Here is an 18,973-nt window from a genome sequence, read left to right as displayed (position 1 = left end):
TGCTCCTGCCAGTGGCGACGACGGTAGCTGGCACGATGGGGGCAGAGCGATCCAACCCCAGGGAAGTGATGTCTGTGCCCGCCTCCGCCGAGTCCGCGACCAGCGGTTCCTCCACCATCGTGCTGTTCCATTCGGTGTGCGGGCTGCGCCCCGCCGTCCACGCCGACGCGGACCGGTTGCGGGCCGCGGGCCACGAGGTGATCGTGCCGGACCTGTTCGGCGGGCGGACCGCGGACTCGGTCGCCGACGGCATCGTGATCAAGGACGAGATCGGCAAGGAGGAACTGCTCCGGCGGGCCGTCGCGGCCGCCGCACCGCACTCCGACCGCGGACTGGTCTACGCCGGGTACTCCTTCGGCGGCGCCGTCGCGCAGAACCTCGCCCTCGGGGACGAGAAGGCCCGCGGGCTGCTGCTGATGCACGGCACCTCCGACATCGCCGACGACGCCAGCGTCGACGACCTGCCGGTGCAGCTGCACGTGGCCGACCCCGACCCGTTCGAGCCGCACGACTGGCTGAACGCCTGGTACCTGCGGATGCGCCGGGCCGGTGCCGACGTCGAGGTGTACCGCTACGCCGGCGCCGGCCACCTCTTCACCGACCCCGGCCTGCCGGACCACGACGCGGAGGCCGCCGAGAGTGCCTGGAAGGTGGCGCTGGGCTTCCTGGCGGACCTGCCCGAGCGGGACTGAGGCAGCGGCCGGGCGGGCCCGGGTGGGCGGGCCTGTCCGGAGGGTTCGAGCCTCCGGACAGGCCGCCCGGGCCCCGTCACCGGCCCTGCGGCGGGCGGTCAGTTCCCCTTGGTCGGGTCCTTCTCGCCCTTGGCGATGCCCTCGCCGCCCTTGCCGTCGCCCTTGCCGGCGTCCCCGCCCTTGGCCGGGCCGAACTCCTTGTCGATCATCTTGCGGAAGTTGGCCCGCGCGAGCGCGTCGTACTGCTCCTGCGTCATCTGCTGCTGCGGGATCTCCGGGATCGTCAGCTTCTTGTCGCCGTGCATGAAGGTCGGGGTGCCGCGCACGCCCTTGCGGCCGAACAGCGCCGACATCTCCATCGCCCAGCGGTCGTAGGTGCCGTCCTTGACCTGCTTCTCGAACGCCGTGTTGCCCTTCAGCCCCGGCACGTCCGCGGCCACCTTCAGCAGCTCGGCGTCCTTGGCGTAGAGGTCCTCGCGCTCGTCGGGGTGGAACTTGGTCGAGTACAGCGCCGCCTTGTACTTCAAGAACGCCTCGGGGCTGACGTTCAGCGCCGCGCCCAGCGCGCTCAGGGCGTTCTTGGAGCCCTCGCCGCCCTGCATGTCGTCGATGAACGCGTACATGGTGAAGCGGACCTTGAAGCGGCCGTCCTGGATGTCCTTGGCCAGCTCCTCGCCGGTGCTCTGCTCGAAGGCCGCGCAGGCCGGGCAGCGGACGTCCTCGAAGACCTCCAGGGTGTCCTTGGCACTCTTGTCGCCGATCAGGATCTCGGTGCCGTTCTTGCCCTGGGTGTGCGCCGGGGTGACGAGTTCGGCCTCCTTGGCGGCCTCCCAGCCGGTCGGCTCGTTCGCCTTCAGCACGGCGAAGCCGATGCCGCCGGCGACCACCAGGACGCCGACGACCGAGGCCGCCACGACGAGTTGCCGGCGCAGCCGCTCCTTCTTCTTCTCCTTGTCCCGCTCGGCGCGGATCCGCTCGCGGGCGGCCTGCTTGTTCTCCTGCGTGTTCCGGTTGCTCATGGGGGGTGTCCGATCCTTCGGTGCGGCGCTGGTTGACGTGCGGAACGGGTCTCAGACGGCGGTCGGGAACGGGGGACCGCGCCGGCGTACGCAGTGCGCGAGGAAGGGGAGCGGACGGGCCGGCGCCGGCGGCCGCGGCGGCCGGCGGTGGGCGCGGCGCGCCACGGCGGCCCGGACCACCGCGGCCCCGGTCCGCAGCGGCCGGACGGCGCCGGTCCCGGCCGCCCGCAACAGGGACCCGAGCGCCGCCTCCCCGCGGTGCAGCCAGCCGGCCGCGAGCAGGCCGACGGTCAGGTGCGCGGCGAGCAGCAGCCAGGCGGCGGCCGGCTGGACCGCGGGCAGGCCGTGCGGGAGGGCGGCCGGGGCCGCCGGGCCGGCGCCGCCCCGGCACAGCAGGTCGACCCCGACGGTGTGCAGCGGACCGGCGAGCGGACCGCCGGCCGGTCCGTAGCACGCCTGCTGCCCGGTGGTGAAGACGGTGTCGGCGGCGAGTTCCAGGGGGACCAGCAGCGCGGCGGTCCGCCCGTAGCCGCGCTCCCGGCCGGCGTGCGCGTAGGCCGCGGCGAAGACCCCGGCGCAGACCGCGGCGAGCGTCGCCGGCGGCAGCGGGGCGTGCGAGAGCAGGACGTGCGCGGCGGCGGACAGGGTGACGCACAGTGCGGTGAACAGCGTCGCCCGGACCGCCCTCAGCCGCTCCCCGGGCGGGGCCCCGGTCCGGGCCGCCGGGCGGACTCCCCTCCCCTGCATGGCCGGGAGTCTGCCATGGGCACGACCAGAATCCGGGTCAAGATTTGGCATCGGCCGGCGTGCGCGGAGCACGCCGGCCGATGCCGGTGCCGGGGGTGGGCCCGGCCGTCAGGACCCGGGGGTCACTTCTTGAGGTTCTTCTCCACCTGGGCGCTGAAGTCCGCGGCCGAGGAGGGCGCGACCGGGCCCTGCGGGCTCTGGGTGCCCAGGACCTTGCCGTTCAACATGATGGTCGGGGTGCTGCGGACGTCCTTGTGCGAGTCGAACTCCTTGGACATCGCCATCGCCCAGGCGTTGTACGTGCCGTCCTTGACCGCCTTCTGGAAGGCGGCGTTGCCCTTGAGCGCCGGGACGGTGTCGGCCACCTTGATCAGGTAGCTGTCGTCGGCGAACTTGTCCGGGCCGGTCTCGTCCGGGTGGAACTCCTTGGAGTACAGCGCGTACTTGTACTTCAAGAAGGCGTCCGGGGAGACGTTCAGCGCGGCGCCCAGGGCGCTCAGCGCGTTCTTGGAGCCGGTGCCCTGGAGGTTGTTGTCCAAGAACGTGCCGAGGTGGTACGTCGCCTTGTACGTGCCGGCGTTGATGTCCTTCTCCACCGTCGCGCCGACGTTCTGCTCGAAGGCGGCGCAGCCGGGGCAGCGCGGGTCCTCGAAGAGTTCGAGGGAGTTCTTGGCGTCGGGCTTGCCGACGACGACGGTGGTGCCGTTGGTGCCGCTGGTGTGGGCGGGCGGGACCGGCTTCGCCTTGGCGGCCTTGGCCCAGACGTCGGCGCCCGAGCCGCCGCCGCTGCCGCTGCCGCCGGAGTTGGCGACCGCCAGGCCGATGCCACCGGCCACCGCCAGCACCGCCACCACCGAGCCGGCGACGATCAACTGCCGGCGGGTGCGCTCCTTCTTGGCCTGCCGCTCGCGCTCGGCGCGCAGCCGCTCGCGGGCTGCCTGCTTGTTGGCCTGGCTGTTGCGGTTGCTCATGACTGTTCTGCTCCGTGGGTTTCGTGGTCCGTGGGACGGGGTGCGTGCCGGGCGTACCCGCGAAGGCGGGCGGACGCCGGCCGCCGGGCCGAAGGGGCCGTCAGGCGGCGAGCGCGCACGGCGGACCGCGGCGCACCACAAAGTGCACGAGCAGGGGAGCGGAACGGGTGGGCGGCCCGGTCCGCACGGGGGCGGGCACCGGGCGGCGCGGTGCGACGGTGCGGCCCAGGACCGCCGCCGCGATCAGCAGCGGACGGAACGCGAAGCCGGCCACCGCGCCCAGGAGCCGCACCACCGCGGCCTCGCCGCGGCGCAGCCAGCCGGCGGCCAGCAGACCGATCCCGAGGTGCGCGGCGAGCAGCAGCAGCCAGACGGAGGCCGGGGCGCCGTCCTCGCGGACCAACCCGGCCAGCGGGCCGCCGACCGGACCGCCGCCGCAGAGCAGCATCGTGCCCAGCGAGTGCACGGGCGCGGCCGGTGCCCCGTCCGCGCCGTAACAGGTGTGCTGGCCGAGGCTGAAGACCGCGTCGGCCGCCAGCTCCAGGGGGAGCAGCAGGCCGGCGATCCGCCAGTAGCCGCGCTCGCGGCCGGCCAGCGCGTAGGCGAGCACGAACACCGCGGCGCCGGTCGCCACGACGGTGACCGGCGGCAGCGGCATGCGGGAGAGCAGCACGTGGGACGCCGAGGACAGCGTCACGCACAGCGCCGCGAAGAGCGCTGCGCGCAGTGCCCGCAGGTGTGCCGCCGAGATGTCCATCGCCAGCGAGTGTGCCACGGGACGCGCTAAAGCGGCACTAAGGGGCAGCGCGGGGTATGCGGGGGAGCGGCCCGGGGCCCTCCGCTACCGGCCCGGGAACCGGTCCTCCCGCAGGAGCTCCACGAAGATCCGGTGGTCCGCGCGGGCGCGGGACGCGGCGGCGTGCGCGGCGTCCGCGAGCAGCGGGGCGAAGCCGTCCTCGTCGGCGGCGATCGCCGCGTCGACGGCCCGCTCGGGGCGGAACGGCACCAGCGGGTGCCGCTCCTTGCCGTCCCCGCCGGCGTGCGCCGCGGCGGTGACCCGGCCCAGCCCGGCGACCGCGGCGGCGATCTCGGCCGGGTCGTCCAGGGCCGACCAGTCCAGCCCGACCGCGTACGGCGAGTCCTCGCTGACCAGGAGGCCGGTGCCGTCCAGCGCGGTCCAGCCGAGCCAGGGATCGGCGTGCGCCTGGAGGGCGCGCCGGGCCAGCACCGCCCGGTGCCCCTCGTGCCGCACGTGCGCGGCGACCTCCGGGACCGGGCGGTGCCGGGCGAGGGCCGGCGGCGGCACCGGCCGCACGGTGAGCACCACGTCGCTCTCCAGGACGTCGCTGGCGCCCTCCAGCAGCAGGTCGTACGCGGTCGCGTCGGCTGGGCCGGTGCCGCGCCGGCCCACCACGTCCTTGACGCGGTACGCCTCGGGGCGGCTGGGACCGGTCTCCGCCAGCGTCTCCAGATAGCCGTCGAACGCCGCCAGGACCGTGTAGCGGGGCGCGGCGTCCAGCTCGACGGTGCCGCTGCCGCCGGCGAACCGCCGTTCGCCGGCGGACAGCTCGGTCAGCGGCGCCAGCAGCCCGGCGCGGGTCCGGGCGCGGGCCGTCCGCAGCGCGGTGAGCAACGGGCCGTCGGCGGCGTCCAGGGTGGCCGGCGGCCCCGCGTCCGCACCGGAGGCCAGGGCGCGCACGTGCTCCCGGTAGGCACCGGCGAAGGACCGCACCAGCTCGGTGATCCGGGCGTCGCCCAGCCCCCGGGCGTGGCCGAGCAGCGCCACCGAGGTCGCGCAGCGCAGCAGGTCCCAGGTGAACGGGCCGACGTACGCCTCACCGGAACCGGTGACGCCGAACACCAGCCGGCCGGTGGCGTCCAGGTACGTGCCGAAGCTGCCGGCGTGCAGGTCGCCGTGGATCCAGATCCGGCCGGTGCGCTCGTCCAGGTACGGTGCGCCGGGCGCGCCCGCGCCGGCCGCCGCGAGGTCCTGGTGGAACAGCGCCGCGGCGCCCCGGAAGAACGCGGCGGGGGAGGCGGCCATCCGGCGCAGGGCCGGGCCGGAAGCGCTGTCGAGGGCGGCGAGGAGCTGCCCGTCGCGCCGCGCGGTGTCCTGGCCGGGCTGCGGGGTGTCGCGCGCGGGGGCATGGGGGATCGGCATCGCTGGCTGCCTCCTGGGGGGCCGGGAAAGCGGTTTCGGAGATCAGCCGGACAACGGGTGGGACGGCCCGTGAGTGCCCGGCCGCCGCACGCTCCGCCCACGGGCCGAGTACCCCCGACGGGGCCGTCGCTGTCAGCTGTGGGACGTAGACTTCGACACCGTCCCCACCCATCCCTCCCGACCGTTCCCGCCCGTTCCGACCGGCGTCTCCCGCCCGTCCCGACAGGCATCTTCCGCCCGTACCGCCCGATCAGTCCTGACAACTGCCGCTACCGGAGGTTCAGCGCCGTGGCCCCCTCGTCCAGGCCCCCCTTCACGCATCTGCACGTCCACACCCAGTACTCGCTGCTGGACGGTGCCGCGCGGTTGTCCGACATGTTCAAGGCGTGCAAGGAGATGGGGATGACACACATCGCCATGTCCGACCACGGCAACCTCCACGGCGCCTACGACTTCTTCCACTCCGCGCAGAAGGCCGGGGTCACGCCGATCATCGGCATCGAGGCGTACGTCGCCCCGGAGTCGCGGCGCAACAAGCGCAAGATCCAGTGGGGCCAGCCGCACCAGAAGCGCGACGACGTCTCCGGTTCGGGTGGTTACACCCACAAGACGATCTGGGCGGCCGACAGGACCGGTCTGCACAACCTCTTCCGGCTCTCCTCGGACGCGTACAAGGAGGGCTGGCTGCAGAAGTGGCCGCGGATGGACAAGGAGACCATCTCCCAGTGGTCGGAGGGGCTCATCGCGTCCACCGGCTGCCCCTCGGGCGAGCTCCAGACCCGGCTGCGCCTGGGCCAGTTCGACGAGGCGCTGAAGGCGGCCTCCGAGTACCAGGACATCTTCGGCAAGGACCGGTACTTCCTGGAGCTGATGGACCACGGCATCGAGATCGAGCGCCGGGTCCGCGACGGCCTGCTGGAGGTCGGCAAGAAGCTCGGCATCCCCCCGCTGGTCACCAACGACTCGCACTACACCTACGCCCACGAGGCGACCGCGCACGACGCGCTGCTGTGCATCCAGACCGGCAAGAACCTCTCCGACCCGGACCGCTTCCGGTTCGACGGCACCGGCTACTACCTCAAGACCACCGACGAGATGTACGCCATCGACTCCTCGGACGCCTGGCAGGAGGGCTGCCGCAACACCCTCCTGGTCGCCGAACAGGTCGACACCACCGGCATGTTCGAAAAGCGCGACCTGATGCCGAAGTTCGACATCCCGGAGGGCTTCACCGAGGTCACCTGGTTCCAGAACGAGGTCCGGCGCGGCATGGAGCGCCGGTACCCGGGCGGCGTCCCCGAGGACCGCCAGAAGCAGGCCGAGTACGAGATGGACGTCATCCTCCAGATGGGGTTCCCGGGCTACTTCCTCGTGGTCGCCGACTTCATCATGTGGGCGAAGAACAACGGCATCGCGGTCGGCCCCGGCCGTGGTTCCGCGGCCGGTTCGATCGTCGCCTACGCCATGGGCATCACCGACCTCGACCCGATCGAGCACGGCCTGATCTTCGAGCGGTTCCTCAACCCCGAGCGCGTCTCGATGCCCGACGTCGACATCGACTTCGACGAGCGCAGGCGCGTCGAAGTGATCAGGTACGTCACCGAGAAGTACGGCGCCGACAAGGTCGCCATGATCGGCACCTACGGCAAGATCAAGGCCAAGAACGCCATCAAGGACTCCGCCCGGGTCCTCGGCTACCCGTACGCCATGGGCGACCGCCTCACCAAGGCGATGCCCGCCGACGTCCTCGGCAAGGGCATCGACCTCGACGGCATCACCAACGCCTCGCACCCGCGCTACAACGAAGCCGGCGAGATCCGGGGGATGTACGAGAACGAGCCGGACGTCAAGAAGGTCATCGACACCGCCAAGGGCGTCGAGGGCCTGGTCCGGCAGATGGGCGTGCACGCGGCCGGCGTGATCATGTCCAGCGAGCCCATCATCGACCACGCCCCGGTCTGGGTGCGGCACACCGACGGCGTCACCATCACGCAGTGGGACTACCCGCAGTGCGAGTCGCTCGGCCTGTTGAAGATGGACTTCCTGGGCCTGCGCAACCTCACCATCATGGACGACGCCCTCAAGATGGTGAAGGCCAACAAGGGCATCGACCTGGAGCTGCTCTCCGTCGCGCTCGACGACCCCAAGACCTTCGAACTCCTCTGCCGCGGTGACACCCTCGGCGTCTTCCAGTTCGACGGCGGCCCGATGCGTTCGCTGCTGCGCCAGATGCAGCCCGACAACTTCGAGGACATTTCCGCCGTCTCGGCCCTGTACCGGCCGGGCCCGATGGGCATGAACTCGCACATCAACTACGCCGAGCGCAAGAACGGCCGCCAGGAGATCACCCCGATCCACCCGGAGCTGGCGGATCCGCTCAAGGAGACCCTGGGCCTGACCTACGGCCTGATCGTCTACCAGGAGCAGGTGCAGAAGGCCGCGCAGATCATCGCCGGTTACTCGCTCGGCGAGGCCGACATCCTGCGCCGCGTGATGGGCAAGAAGAAGCCCGAGGAACTGGCCAAGAACTTCACGATCTTCCAGGCCGGCGCCAAGAAGAACGGCTACTCCGACGAGGCCATCCAGGCGCTGTGGGACGTCCTGGTCCCGTTCGCCGGCTACGCCTTCAACAAGGCGCACTCCTCCGCGTACGGCCTGGTCACCTACTGGACCGCCTACCTCAAGGCCAACTACCCGGCCGAGTACATGTCCGCGCTGCTGACGTCCGTGCGCGACGACAAGGACAAGTCCGCGGTCTATCTGAACGAGTGCCGCCGGATGGGCATCAAGGTGCTCCCTCCGAACGTCAACGAGTCCGAGGCGAACTTCGCCGCCCAGGGCGACGACGTCATCCTCTTCGGCCTCACCGCCGTCCGGAACGTCGGCCAGAACGTCGTCGACTCGATCATTCGCTGTCGCAAGGCCAAGGGGAAGTACTCCTCGTTCCCCGACTACCTCGACAAGGTCGACGCGGTGGTCTGCAACAAGCGGACCACCGAATCGCTGATCAAGGCCGGCGCCTTCGACGAGATGGGGCACACCCGCAAGGGCCTGACCGCGCACTACGAGCCGATGATCGACAACGTCGTGCAGGTCAAGCGCAAGGAGGCCGAGGGCCAGTTCGACCTCTTCGGCGGGATGGGCGACTCCGCCGACGGCGCTGCCGACGGCCCCGGCTTCGGACTGGACGTGGAGTTCTCCGAGGACGAGTGGGACAAGACCTACCTGCTCGCCCAGGAGCGCGAGATGCTCGGTCTCTACGTCTCCGACCACCCGCTCTTCGGGCTGGAGCACGTGCTGAGCGACAAGGCGGACGCCGCCATCGCCCAGCTGACCGGCGGCGACTACGCGGACGGCTCGATCGTCACCATCGGCGGCATCATCTCCGGCCTCCAGCGCAAGATGACCAAGCAGGGCAACGCCTGGGCGATCGCCACCGTCGAGGACCTCGCGGGCTCCATCGACTGCATGTTCTTCCCGGCGACCTACCAGTTGGTGTCCACCCAACTCGTCGAGGACGCCGTGGTGTTCGTCAAGGGCCGGCTCGACAAGCGGGAGGACGTGCCGCGGCTGGTCGCCATGGAGATGATGGTCCCCGACCTCTCGGAGGCGGGCGCCAACGCCCCGGTGACGATCACCATCCCGGCCCTCAAGGTCACCCCGCCGATGGTCGAGAAGCTCGGCGAGGTGCTCAGCAGCCACCGCGGCTCGACCGAGGTCCGCATCCGGCTCCAGGGCGTGCGCAAGACCACCGTGCTGCGCCTGGACCGCCACCGGGTCACCGCCGACCCGTCGTTGTTCGGTGACCTGAAGGTGCTGCTCGGCCCGTCCTGCCTGGCCGGCTGAGCCACCGGCCGGGGCGGCGCCCGCCCCGGCCCGTCGTGCCACGAGGGGCGCGCCCACACAATGCGGGCGCGCCCCTCAAGTCATCGGTGGCGCACGTCAGTTGGGGGACGCCGTCGGGCGGCCCCGCGGGGACGTCAGTTGTGGCCGAAGCGGCGCTGGTGCTTGCGTGCGACGTCCGCCGGGGTGCCCTGGCTCTGCGAGTGGGAGATCGCGTCGAGGGTCGCCTTCTCGGACTGCTGCTGGCCGCGCTCGGACTCGCTGGCCTTGGGCTGCTTTCGGTCCTTCTTGTTCTTGGCCATGATCGTGCCTCCTGAGGGGGTCTTCGGCTCGGCCGACCTCAGCCTTACACGCCGGGCACATCACTGCATTTCGGGCAATTACCGTAGGTGATAACGCCAGTTACGCGCCGTGTGGTGGCCCGAGACCGCATCCGCCACGCCGAAGATCGAGTTCGTACAGATAACCCCCGTTCGGTCGGGCAGACTCGAAGGAAGCCGAAGAGCACTCGTGCCACGGGCCGAGCCGGGGGGCGACCGGACTTCAGCACCTCAGGGAAGAGGGTGGAACGTGGACCGCTGCGTCGTCCTGGTGGACGCCGGGTATCTGCTCGGTGCCGCCGCGAGCCTGCTCGCCGGAGAACCCGCCCGGTCCCGGATCACCGTCGACCACGCCGCCCTCATCCAGGGGCTGCGCCAGCGCGCCGAGGCCGACACCGAACGGCCGCTGCTGCGCATCTACTGGTTCGACGGCGCGCCCGACCGCGTCCCGCAGCCCGAGCACCGCCGACTGCGGGTGATGCCCCGCGTCACCGTCCGGCTGGGTGCCCTGACCCGCAGTGACGGCCGCTGGGCGCAGAAGGGCGTGGACGCCGCCATGCACGCCGAACTGACCGAACTCGCCCGCAACCGCGCCTGCTCCGACATCGTGCTGGTCACCGGCGACGGCGACCTGCTGCCCGGCCTGATGTCCGCCAAGGAGCACGGCGTCGCCGTCCACCTGTGGGCCGTGCAGGCCGCCGACGGCGACTACAACCAGTCCGAGGACCTGGTCGCCGAGGCCGACGAGCGGCGGGTGCTGGACCGCGCCTGGATCACCGGCGCGGTCCGTGCCAAGGAACTCGGCGGCCCGTGCGCCCCGCCGCCGGCCCCCCGCCCGGAGATCGCCGCGATCCTCTCCGCCCCGCTGCCGGAGACCGCGGTCGCCGCCGCGGCCGCCGCGGCCGGTGCCGGACCGGACGCCGACGGCCGCCCCGGCACCAACGGCGCCGACCGCCCGGCCCCCACCGGCGAACGCGACGAACCGCCCGGCGAACCGGGCTCCGGCGCCGCCCGCGGCGTCCCCACCCCCAAGGACCTTGCCGGCCTCGGCCGCCCGCAGGCCACCCAGAGCCCCACCGTCAACGGCAACCAGCCCGCCGCCACCCTGCGCTGGTCCTCCGACAAGGGCTGGATCGAGCGCGGCGGCCCGCTCGGGGAGCCCGCCGAGACCGCCTCGCTGCCCACCCTCGCCCAGCTCACCAGCGCCGAACAGCGCTGGGCCGACCGCGAGGAGGACATCACCGCGGTCAGCGGCGACCCCTTCGAGGTCGGCCAGGTCTTCGCCCGCCGCTGGACCGAGCGGCTCTCCGACACCGCCCACCTCCAGCAGCTCTCGACGGAGTACCCCCGCATCCCGCACCGCATCGACGGCGAACTGCTCCGCTACGCCGCCCGCTTCGGTCTGCTCGCCCACAAGGACGACCAGATCGACGAGCACGACCGGTACGCCATCCGGGCCGGCTTCTGGCGCGAGGTCGACCTGCGCACCGCCGCCGAACACTCCCCGGCCGGGGACTGACCGGCGGGCGGGAAGCCGTGCGCGGGTTGTGCGCGCCCGGCCGCACGCAGCCCCCGGGACCGGCGGCCGCGCGGAGACGCGTACCCTCGTAGCTCGTGAAGACGGGCGCAAAACAGGCGGCGCACGGCACGCCGGTGTGTGTGGTGCAGGACCTGGTCAAGACCTATCCCGCGTTGCGCGGGCGGCGCGGAGCGGACCGGGCGCCGGCGGTGCGCGCCAGCGACGGCATCAGCCTCGACGTCCGGCGCGGCGAGATCTTCGGGCTGCTCGGGCCCAACGGCGCCGGCAAGTCCACCCTGGTCCGCCAGCTGACCGGACTGATGCGGCCGGACTCCGGCCGCATCGAGGTCCTCGGCCACGACCTGGTGCGGCACCCCGAGCGGGCCGCCCGGCTGCTGGCCTACCTCGGCCAGGAGTCGACCGCGCTGGACGAGCTGACCGTCTCCCTCGCGGTGGAGACCACCGGCCGGCTGCGCGGCCTGGCCACCCGGTCCGCCCGCGCCGAGCGCGACGCGGTCCTCGACGAGCTCGACCTGGGCCCGCTCGCCGGGCGGGCGCTGAAGAAGCTCTCCGGCGGCCAGCGGCGCCTGGCCTGCTTCGCCACCGCGCTGATCGGCGAACGCCCGCTGCTGGTGCTGGACGAGCCGACCACCGGCATGGACCCGGTCGCCCGGCGCGCCGTGTGGGCCGCCGTGGACCGCCGCCGCGCCGAGCGGGGCGCCACCGTCGTCCTGGTCACCCACAACGTCCTGGAGGCCGAGAGCGTGCTCGACCGGGTCGCGGTGATCGACCGCGGGCGGGTGATCGCCTGCGACACGCCCGGCCGGCTGAAGGAACTGGTGGGGGCGGAGGTCCGGCTGGAACTGGTCTGGCGGGACCGGCCGCCGCTCGACGTCCCCGAGGTCGCCGCGCTCGCCGCCGACGCCCGCACCGCGGGCCGCCGCTGGACCCTGCGGCTGCCCGCCGACCGGGCCCGCTCGGCGGTCACCGCGGTCACCGCCGGCCCCGCCTTCGCGGCCCTGGACGACTTCACGCTGGCCACGCCGAGCCTGGAGGACGTCTACGTCTCCCTCGGCGGGCGCGCGGAGGGGCTGGTGAAGGCATGACCGGGCGCGGCGTGCGGATGCCGCCGGCCGGCACGGCAGGGGGCAACGGCGAGGGCCTGCGGCCGCTCGCCCGTACTACGGACCGACGGCCTGTCGAAGAAAGCTGGGTGACGGCGTGAGTGTGGTGTCCGCGCGGGCGACGACCGGTTCCGGAACGCCCGCCGAGGAGAGCGCGGCGGGCGGCGGGGCCGCACCGCTGGCGCCCCGGGCCCGACTGCTGCCCGCGCTCGGCGCCGTCTACCGCGCCCAGCTCTCCCGGGCCCGGGTGGCCCGGATACCGCTGCTGTTCGTCGCCACCTTCCAGTCCGTCGGGATCATGGTCCTGCTGCGCGGGGTGGTCAGCGGTGGCGACCCGGCGTGGTCGGTGGTCGCCGGCTCCGCGGTGCTGGTCGTCGCCTTCGTCGCGCTGAACCTGCTCGCGCAATACTTCGGCCAGCTGCGGGCCGGCGGCGGTCTTGACCACTACGCGACGCTGCCGGTGCCGCCGGCCGCCGTGGTGCTCGGCGCGGCCGCCGCGTACGCCTCGTTCACGGTGCCGGGTGCGGTGGTCACCGCGGTCACCGGCTGTCTGCTCTTCCACCTGCCGATGGTCCACCTGTGGGTGCTGGTGGCCGTGATCCCGCTGTCCGGGGCGGCGCTGTCCGGCCTCGGCGCGGCCCTCGGACTGCTCGCCCCGCGTCAGGAACTGGCCACCCTCGGCGGCCAGTTGGGCATGTCCGCGGCGCTGCTGCTGGGCGTGCTGCCGGCCGGGGGGATGCCCGCGCCGGTCACCTGGGCGCGCGACCTGCTGCCCTCCACGTACGGGGTGGAGGCGTTGGCGCGGACCTTCGCCCCGCACCCCGACTGGCTGGCGGTCGCCGCCGACCTGGGCGTCTGCGCGGCCGTCGGGGTGCTCTCCCTGGCCGTCGCGACCTGGGCGTACCGCCGGGCGGCGGTCCGGTGAGCGGGGCCACCGACCCGCGCGGGCGTCCTGCTGCCGGCACCGCGGCGCCGGCCTGGCACGATGACGGGGTGACCGCACCACAGACGCCCTCCGAGAACCAACCGCCCGAAGAGCCGCACCAGCCGCAGGCCGCCCCCGCCGAGGGGTCCGGCGCCACCGTCGAACCCGGCGGCGCCCCCGAGTTCGCCCGCGAGCTGCGGGAGGGCGTGCTGATCGCCCTGGCGGTCGCCGTGAGCGGGGTGGTGCTGGGCGTGCTGTGGGCCTGGCTGGCCCCGCGCATCCCGCTGATCGCGGACACCCACAACGTCTACCTGAAGAACACCGAGGGCGAGGAGGCGATCGGCGCCGACGGCACCTTCGCCCTGCTGGCGTTCGGCTTCGGCGTGGTCACCGCGGCGGTGGTCTTCCTCGTCCGGCGGCGCGGCGGCATCCCGCTGGTGGTCTCGCTGGCCGTGGGCGGGCTGCTGGGCGCCGTACTGGGCTGGGTCACCGGCATGTGGCTGGGGCCCACGCCGGACGTGGTCGCGCACGCCAAGCAGGTCGGTGCCGGGGTCGTCTTCGACGGCCCGCTGCGGCTCCAGGCCAAGGGCGCCCTGCTCGCCTGGCCGATCGCCGCGATGCTCACCCAGATCGTGCTGACCGGGCTGTTCGGGCCGCGCGATCCGGAACTGGACGGGCCGGTGGTGCCGGACTGGTCCGGACACCACCAGCCGCCGGTCGGCTGACCGCCGCGCCGGCCGCCCGCTCAGGACGGCCGACGACCGTGGTTGGCCCGACCCTTGCGTACGCGCCACTTCCGCTTGCGGGTCCTCTTCGACATGGACGCACCTCCCCTCCGGTGGTAACCGAGGAGGCGGTGTGCGCGGTAGCCGCGGTGCGGTGCGGGCGGGGGCAAGCGGGGGCGCGCGGCGGCGCCGGCCGGGGTCAGCCCCGCGCGATCGGCGCGAACCGTGCGCCGGTCAGCGCGGCCAGGTCGGCGGGGGCCAGCTCGACCTCCAGGCCGCGCCGGCCCGCCGAGACGCAGACCGTCGGCCGGGCCTGGGCCGAGGCGTCCACCACCGTGCGCAGCCGCTTGCGCTGCCCCAGCGGCGAGATCCCGCCGACGACGTAGCCGGTGCTGCGCTCGGCCGCCGCCGGATCGGCCATCACGGCCCGCTTGCCGCCCACCGCGGCGGCCAGCGCCTTGAGGTCCAACGAACCGGAGACCGGCACCACGGCCACCGTGAGCGCGCCGTCCACGTCCGCCAGCAGCGTCTTGAACACCTGCTCGGGGGAGACCCCGAGGGCCTCGGCGGCCTCCTCGCCGTAGGAGGCGGCCGCCGGGTCGTGCTCGTACGCGCGGACCGTGAACGGGACGCCGGCCGCGGTCAGCGCCACCGTCGCGGGCGTGCCGCCGGACTGCGCCGCGCCCTTCTTCCCCTGCTTCGGCTTCTTCGCCACCGTGCCTCGCCTCGTTCGAACGCGGCGCCCCCGGCCCCGGGAGCGCGGACGCCCCGGATGCCGGTGCGTCAGTTGGGACTGGTCGGCTGCCGGGTCAGCTCCACCGCCGGCAGCGACGGGAGCTTACCGATCACCGCCGACTCCTGGCGCAGCAGATCCAGCTCCTGCCCCAGCCGGGCCGCGGTGTCCGGCGCCGCCAGCAGCTCCTGCTTGGCGGGCACGTCCAGCACCGCCGCCGCGGCGACCAGGTACGACAGCACCGACGGGTCGGCGGGCAGGTCCTGGTCGCTGGCGAGGGTCCGCTCGTTCGCCCAGGCCAGCCGCTTCTGGTAGGTGCGGAAGGCCCGGACCACGCCGGACGCCAGCGCGCCCGCGCCCTCGCCCTGCTCCTCCTCCAGCGGGGTCAGCTCGGCGGTCAGGTACGGCCCGGAGGCGTCCACCGACAGCAGCCGGAAGCGGGTGGTGCCGGTGGCCAGGACCTCGTAGCCGCCGCCCGACTTCTCGCGGACGGTCGCCGCGTCCGCGATGCAGCCGACGGTGTGGAAGGCCACGAGCGGATCGTCGCCGAAGCCGGCGGCCGGGCCGGTGGCGGTCGGCGCGGTGGCGTCCGGCAGCCCCGGCGCGGTGGGGGCGACCTCCCGGCCGTCCCGGATGGCGACCACCGCGAACCGCCGGTCGTCCTCCGGGCGGTCGAGCAGGTCGCCCATCATCGCCCGGTAGCGCGCCTCGAAGACGTTGAGCGGCAGCACCAGGCCCGGGAAGAGCACCGAATTGAGCGGGAACAGCGGCAGACGCACGGAGGACACAGTCGGTAAGCCTAGAGCCTGTACCCGGGACGGCCACCACCGGACGGGCCCCAAGCGCCCTACGCCCGTCGCAACAGCCGGGACGCGCCGGCCGCGATCGTCGTCGCCAGCACCCAACCCGTCATGATCATCACGGCCGACACCCACTGCGCGGTGCCCTCCGGCTTCCAGGCGCTGCCCTGGTAGAGGTCTATCACCGGCAGCAGCAGGTCGAGGGAGTACAGGTACGGGTTCCACATCGGCGACTCGTCGTGCTTGAGGGGCGGCGGCGGGTACGAGGAGAAGTACGCCGTGCCGATCGCCCAGAGGATCACCATCCACACCGCGGCCCGACCGGGGCGGTAGCCGTAGGCCACCGTCCAGTCCTGGAGGAAGCCCCACGCCTTCGCGGCCAGCGGCAGCGTCTCGCGCCGTCGCCGCTGCTTGGCCAGCAGCACCTCCCGGGCGTCCGCGTCCTCGCCCATGGCGCGCAGCGAGGCGGCCAGCATCTCGTAGGGCTCGGGCGCGTACTCCGGGGTCGCCGCGGCCACCCACTGCAGCCGCAGCGCCAGCGGGAAGTGGCCGCGCGGGATCAGCGTCTCGTAGGAGAAGCCGGCCATCATCAGCCCGCCCAGGCCCGGCCAGCTCGCCGACTTGTCGACGAGGTTGACGACCCGGGCGCCGGAGAGGATCACCCGGCCGCGCTGCGGACGCTCGCCCAGGAACCGCAGCTCCGGCGTCTGGATCCGGCGCAGCGACAGCTCCTGGTCGGACTCCATGATGAACCGGGCGTGCTCCAGGTCCACCGCGTCCCCGAACCGCCCGTCGTCCAGCCGCACCCCGCCCTCGCACTCGAAGCGCTGCATCCGGGTGCCGCGGGCCGGGGTGTGGGTGATGCCGTACGGGGGCGTGGCCCCGCTGGAGAACGGGGAGTTGGCCAGGCCCGCGGCGGTGAGGTAGAGGGTCCGCTCGACGGTCAGCTGGGGCGCGTTGAGCGCCCGGCGGCCGAACGGATTGCTCAGGTGGCTGCCGCGCAGGCTCAGCGACACCCCGACGGTGGCGCCGCGCAGCGACAGCTCGCCGTAGGACTCCAGCATCTCGGCCTGGAGGTCCTGGGCGACGGTGAGCCCGTCCGCCATGATCGACCGGCCCTGCCGGTCCTTGTGCACCACCACCTGATTGAGCATCAGGTCAGTGCCGATGTGCGCGTCGGTGAGGCGGACGCCGGAGTGCACCACGCAGCGCGGCAGGTGCAGGTCGCCCTCGGTGTGCAGCCGGGCCGCCTCCAGCCGGGGTATCGCGCAGTTCACCATGCGCAGGGTGGTGAACCGGCTCTCCGGCAGCAGCACCTCGGCCTCGAAGCGGCAGTCCCGCAGCTCCACGAATGGCTTGATCGTGCCGCCCGCAAGGTCGAGAGTGTCCGTGATGTACGCACCGGTCAGTTTCAGCCCGGACACCCGGCCGGGCTGCGCCGCCGGCCCGTCGAGCAGCAGCAGGGCCACCACCCGCGCCCGGACCCGGCGCTCCGGGCCCCACAGGTGCTGCCCGTGCGGGTCGTCCCGGGACGGCTCGCCGGTGTGCAGGTTGCAGGCGCTACCGTTGCGGAACGCCTGCCACATGCTCCATTCCGCGGACGTCAGTCGCAGGTCGGCGGGTGCGTCGCCGTCCCTGGGTCCGGTCACTGTGGCTCCCCCTTGCTCTCAGCGGTGCCTGCCGGCAGGCCCTGTCTGGTGGTCGTCGGTCGTCTTCGGTGGTCGTCCGCCGTCCGGTCGTCGCCGTGCGGGTGCGGTGGTGCGGCGACCGCCCGTCCGGGGCGGTGCCCGGCGGCCGGGGCGCACGCCCCGTCCGGGCCGGTATCCGGTCGCGCTACCTGTTCGGATGCATTCCGGCGGGCGCCCTCGCGCCCGCGTCGCGGTCGTCCCCGTGTGCCCGCACCGACCCCTTGCCCGCCCGGTGACCGGTTGAACACGCGTGGTCAGGGCCAACTCCGGTCAACTTCGCGGGCCGGTCCGACGGCCGTCCGGCCCGCGCGTCACTGCGTATCACCCAGTGATACGGCCGCTCGGGCCCGACGAACGGTCTGAGACACTGGGGGAGTGATCTCCCGAATCGATCTGCGTGGTGCCGCCCTCCCCGAGGGCGCGGCGCTCCGCGACCTGCTGCCCCGTGCCGAGTTCGACGTGGAAGCCGCCTTGGAGAAGGTGCGGCCCATCTGCGAGGACGTACGCCATCGCGGCACCGCGGCGCTGATCGAGTACGCGCGGCGGTTCGACGGTGTCGAGATCGAGCGGGTCCGGGTCCCGGTCGAGGCCCTCACCGAGGCCCTCGACACGCTGGACCCGAAGGTCCGCGCCGCCCTGGAGGAGTCCATCCGGCGCGCCCGGATCGTCCACCGCGAGCAGCGCCGCACCGACGTCACCACCAAGGTCGTGCCCGGCGGCACGGTCACCGAGCGCTGGGTGCCGGTCGAGCGGGTCGGCCTCTACGTCCCCGGCGGCCGGTCGGTCTACCCGTCCTCGGTCGTCATGAACGTGGTCCCCGCGCAGGAGGCCGGCGTCGGGTCGCTGGCCGTCGCCTCCCCGCCGCAGGCCGACTTCGGCGGACTGCCGCACCCCACGATCCTGGCCGCCTGCGCCCTGCTCGGCGTCGACGAGGTCTACGCCGCGGGCGGCGCCCAGGCCGTCGCGATGTTCGCGTACGGCACCGCGGACTGCGCCCCGGTCAACCTGGTCACCGGCCCCGGCAACATCTACGTCGCCGCCGCCAAGCGCCTCCTCAAGGGCCGGATCGGCATCGACTCCGAGGCCGGCCCGACCGAGATCGCGGTCCTCGCCGACCGCACCGCCGACCCGGTGCACGTCGCCGCCGACCTGATCAGCCAGGCCGAGCACGACCCGATGGCCGCCGCGGTCCTGGTCACCGACTCCGTGGAGCTGGCCGACCGCACCGAGAAGGAGCTGGCCCCGCAGATCGAGGCCACCAAGCACGTCGAGGACCGGATCGTGCCGGCGCTGTCCGGCCGGCAGTCCGCGATCGTCCTGGTCGACGGCCTCGACGAGGGCCTGACGGTGGTGGACGCCTACGGCGCCGAGCACCTGGAGATCCAGACGGCCGACGCCGCCGCGGTCGCCGCCCGGGTCCGCAACGCCGGCGCGATCTTCGTCGGCCCCTACGCCCCGGTCTCCCTCGGCGACTACTGCGCCGGCTCCAACCACGTCCTGCCCACCGGCGGTTGCGCCTGCCACTCCTCGGGCCTGTCCGTCCAGTCGTTCCTGCGCGGCATCCACGTCGTGGACTACTCGCGCCAGGCGCTGGCGGAGGTCGCCCACCACGTGGTGACCCTCGCCGAGGCCGAGGACCTCCCGGCCCACGGCGCGGCGCTCAAGGCCCGGTTCGACTGGACGGTTCCGCAGAGCAAGTGAGCAGG

General features: G+C 73.4%; 16 protein-coding genes. 7 read left to right on the top strand and 9 right to left on the bottom strand.

The features are described from left to right. Window positions 1-68 precede the first annotated feature (68 nt). Entirely contained in the window at window positions 69-692 is a 624-nt protein-coding gene (locus ABD385_RS05275) for a dienelactone hydrolase family protein (protein WP_344573766.1), read from the top strand. Window positions 693-790: 98 nt separating this feature from the next. Here ABD385_RS05275 and ABD385_RS05270 read toward each other — a convergent pair whose 3' ends face one another. The 5 genes from ABD385_RS05270 to ABD385_RS05250 all read right to left on the bottom strand — a co-directional run bounded on the left by ABD385_RS05270 (window position 791) and on the right by ABD385_RS05250 (window position 5,590). Continuing rightward, window positions 791-1,711: a thioredoxin domain-containing protein gene (locus tag ABD385_RS05270; protein WP_344573765.1), complete on the bottom strand. Its 921-nt coding sequence runs from the start codon at window positions 1,709-1,711 to the stop codon at window positions 791-793. Between the two features lie 51 nt (window positions 1,712-1,762). Continuing rightward, complete coding sequence (locus ABD385_RS05265; protein ID WP_344573764.1) at window positions 1,763-2,458, bottom strand: hypothetical protein; 696 nt, start codon at window positions 2,456-2,458, stop codon at window positions 1,763-1,765. A gap of 122 nt (window positions 2,459-2,580) precedes the next feature. Further along, on the bottom strand, window positions 2,581-3,429 hold the full coding sequence (locus ABD385_RS05260) for a thioredoxin domain-containing protein (RefSeq protein ID WP_344573763.1): 849 nt from the start codon (window positions 3,427-3,429) through the stop codon (window positions 2,581-2,583). A 100-nt stretch (window positions 3,430-3,529) separates the two neighbouring features. Next, the gene (locus ABD385_RS05255) at window positions 3,530-4,186 is read right to left on the bottom strand and encodes a hypothetical protein (RefSeq protein ID WP_344573762.1); all 657 of its coding nucleotides are present in this window, start codon (window positions 4,184-4,186) and stop codon (window positions 3,530-3,532) included. An 84-nt stretch (window positions 4,187-4,270) separates the two neighbouring features. Next, window positions 4,271-5,590 carry a DUF2252 family protein gene (locus ABD385_RS05250; RefSeq protein WP_344573761.1) on the bottom strand — a complete coding sequence of 440 codons (1,320 nt, stop codon included), beginning with the start codon at window positions 5,588-5,590 and terminating at the stop codon, window positions 4,271-4,273. Window positions 5,591-5,878: 288 nt separating this feature from the next. Between ABD385_RS05250 and dnaE the strand changes: the two genes are divergently transcribed. After that, a complete protein-coding gene (gene dnaE / locus ABD385_RS05245; protein ID WP_344573760.1) occupies window positions 5,879-9,436 on the top strand; it encodes a DNA polymerase III subunit alpha in 3,558 nt (1,185 codons plus the stop codon). A 134-nt stretch (window positions 9,437-9,570) separates the two neighbouring features. Here the strand turns inward: dnaE and ABD385_RS05240 are convergent, their stop codons facing one another. Beyond that, window positions 9,571-9,735, bottom strand: a complete 165-nt coding sequence (locus tag ABD385_RS05240; protein WP_344573759.1) for a hypothetical protein — start codon at window positions 9,733-9,735, stop codon at window positions 9,571-9,573. Window positions 9,736-10,003: 268 nt separating this feature from the next. Between ABD385_RS05240 and ABD385_RS05235 the strand changes: the two genes are divergently transcribed. From ABD385_RS05235 to ABD385_RS05220, 4 genes are all read left to right on the top strand, one after another. Further along, complete coding sequence (locus tag ABD385_RS05235; RefSeq protein ID WP_344573758.1) at window positions 10,004-11,272, top strand: NYN domain-containing protein; 1,269 nt, start codon at window positions 10,004-10,006, stop codon at window positions 11,270-11,272. A 95-nt stretch (window positions 11,273-11,367) separates the two neighbouring features. Then, entirely contained in the window at window positions 11,368-12,378 is a 1,011-nt protein-coding gene (locus tag ABD385_RS05230) for an ABC transporter ATP-binding protein (protein WP_344573757.1), read from the top strand. 121 nt (window positions 12,379-12,499) lie between these two features. Further along, the gene (locus ABD385_RS05225; RefSeq protein ID WP_425585353.1) at window positions 12,500-13,321 is read left to right on the top strand and encodes an ABC transporter permease; all 822 of its coding nucleotides are present in this window, start codon (window positions 12,500-12,502) and stop codon (window positions 13,319-13,321) included. A 68-nt stretch (window positions 13,322-13,389) separates the two neighbouring features. Continuing rightward, entirely contained in the window at window positions 13,390-14,046 is a 657-nt protein-coding gene (locus ABD385_RS05220; protein ID WP_344573756.1) for an ABC transporter permease, read from the top strand. A gap of 199 nt (window positions 14,047-14,245) precedes the next feature. On the opposite strand, the gene ybaK is transcribed toward ABD385_RS05220, so the two are convergent. From ybaK to ABD385_RS05205, 3 genes are all read right to left on the bottom strand, one after another. Further along, window positions 14,246-14,761, bottom strand: coding sequence for a Cys-tRNA(Pro) deacylase (gene ybaK / locus ABD385_RS05215; protein ID WP_344573754.1), 516 nt, complete (start codon window positions 14,759-14,761; stop codon window positions 14,246-14,248). Window positions 14,762-14,829: 68 nt separating this feature from the next. Further along, window positions 14,830-15,567: an LON peptidase substrate-binding domain-containing protein gene (locus ABD385_RS05210; RefSeq protein ID WP_344573753.1), complete on the bottom strand. Its 738-nt coding sequence runs from the start codon at window positions 15,565-15,567 to the stop codon at window positions 14,830-14,832. Window positions 15,568-15,626: 59 nt separating this feature from the next. Continuing rightward, on the bottom strand, window positions 15,627-17,228 hold the full coding sequence (locus ABD385_RS05205) for an oxidoreductase (RefSeq protein WP_344573752.1): 1,602 nt from the start codon (window positions 17,226-17,228) through the stop codon (window positions 15,627-15,629). Window positions 17,229-17,642: 414 nt separating this feature from the next. On the opposite strand from ABD385_RS05205, the gene hisD reads away from it, so the two are divergent. Further along, window positions 17,643-18,968, top strand: a complete 1,326-nt coding sequence (hisD, locus tag ABD385_RS05200; protein ID WP_344573751.1) for a histidinol dehydrogenase — start codon at window positions 17,643-17,645, stop codon at window positions 18,966-18,968. Window positions 18,969-18,973 lie beyond the last annotated feature (5 nt).

The sequence above is a fragment of the Streptomyces lunalinharesii genome, from assembly GCF_039532155.1.
In the GTDB taxonomy this organism is placed as follows: Bacteria; Actinomycetota; Actinomycetes; order Streptomycetales; family Streptomycetaceae; genus Streptomyces; species Streptomyces lunalinharesii.
Note: the sequence above shows the minus strand (reverse complement) of the source record. Positions and strands in the feature narration are given on the sequence as shown.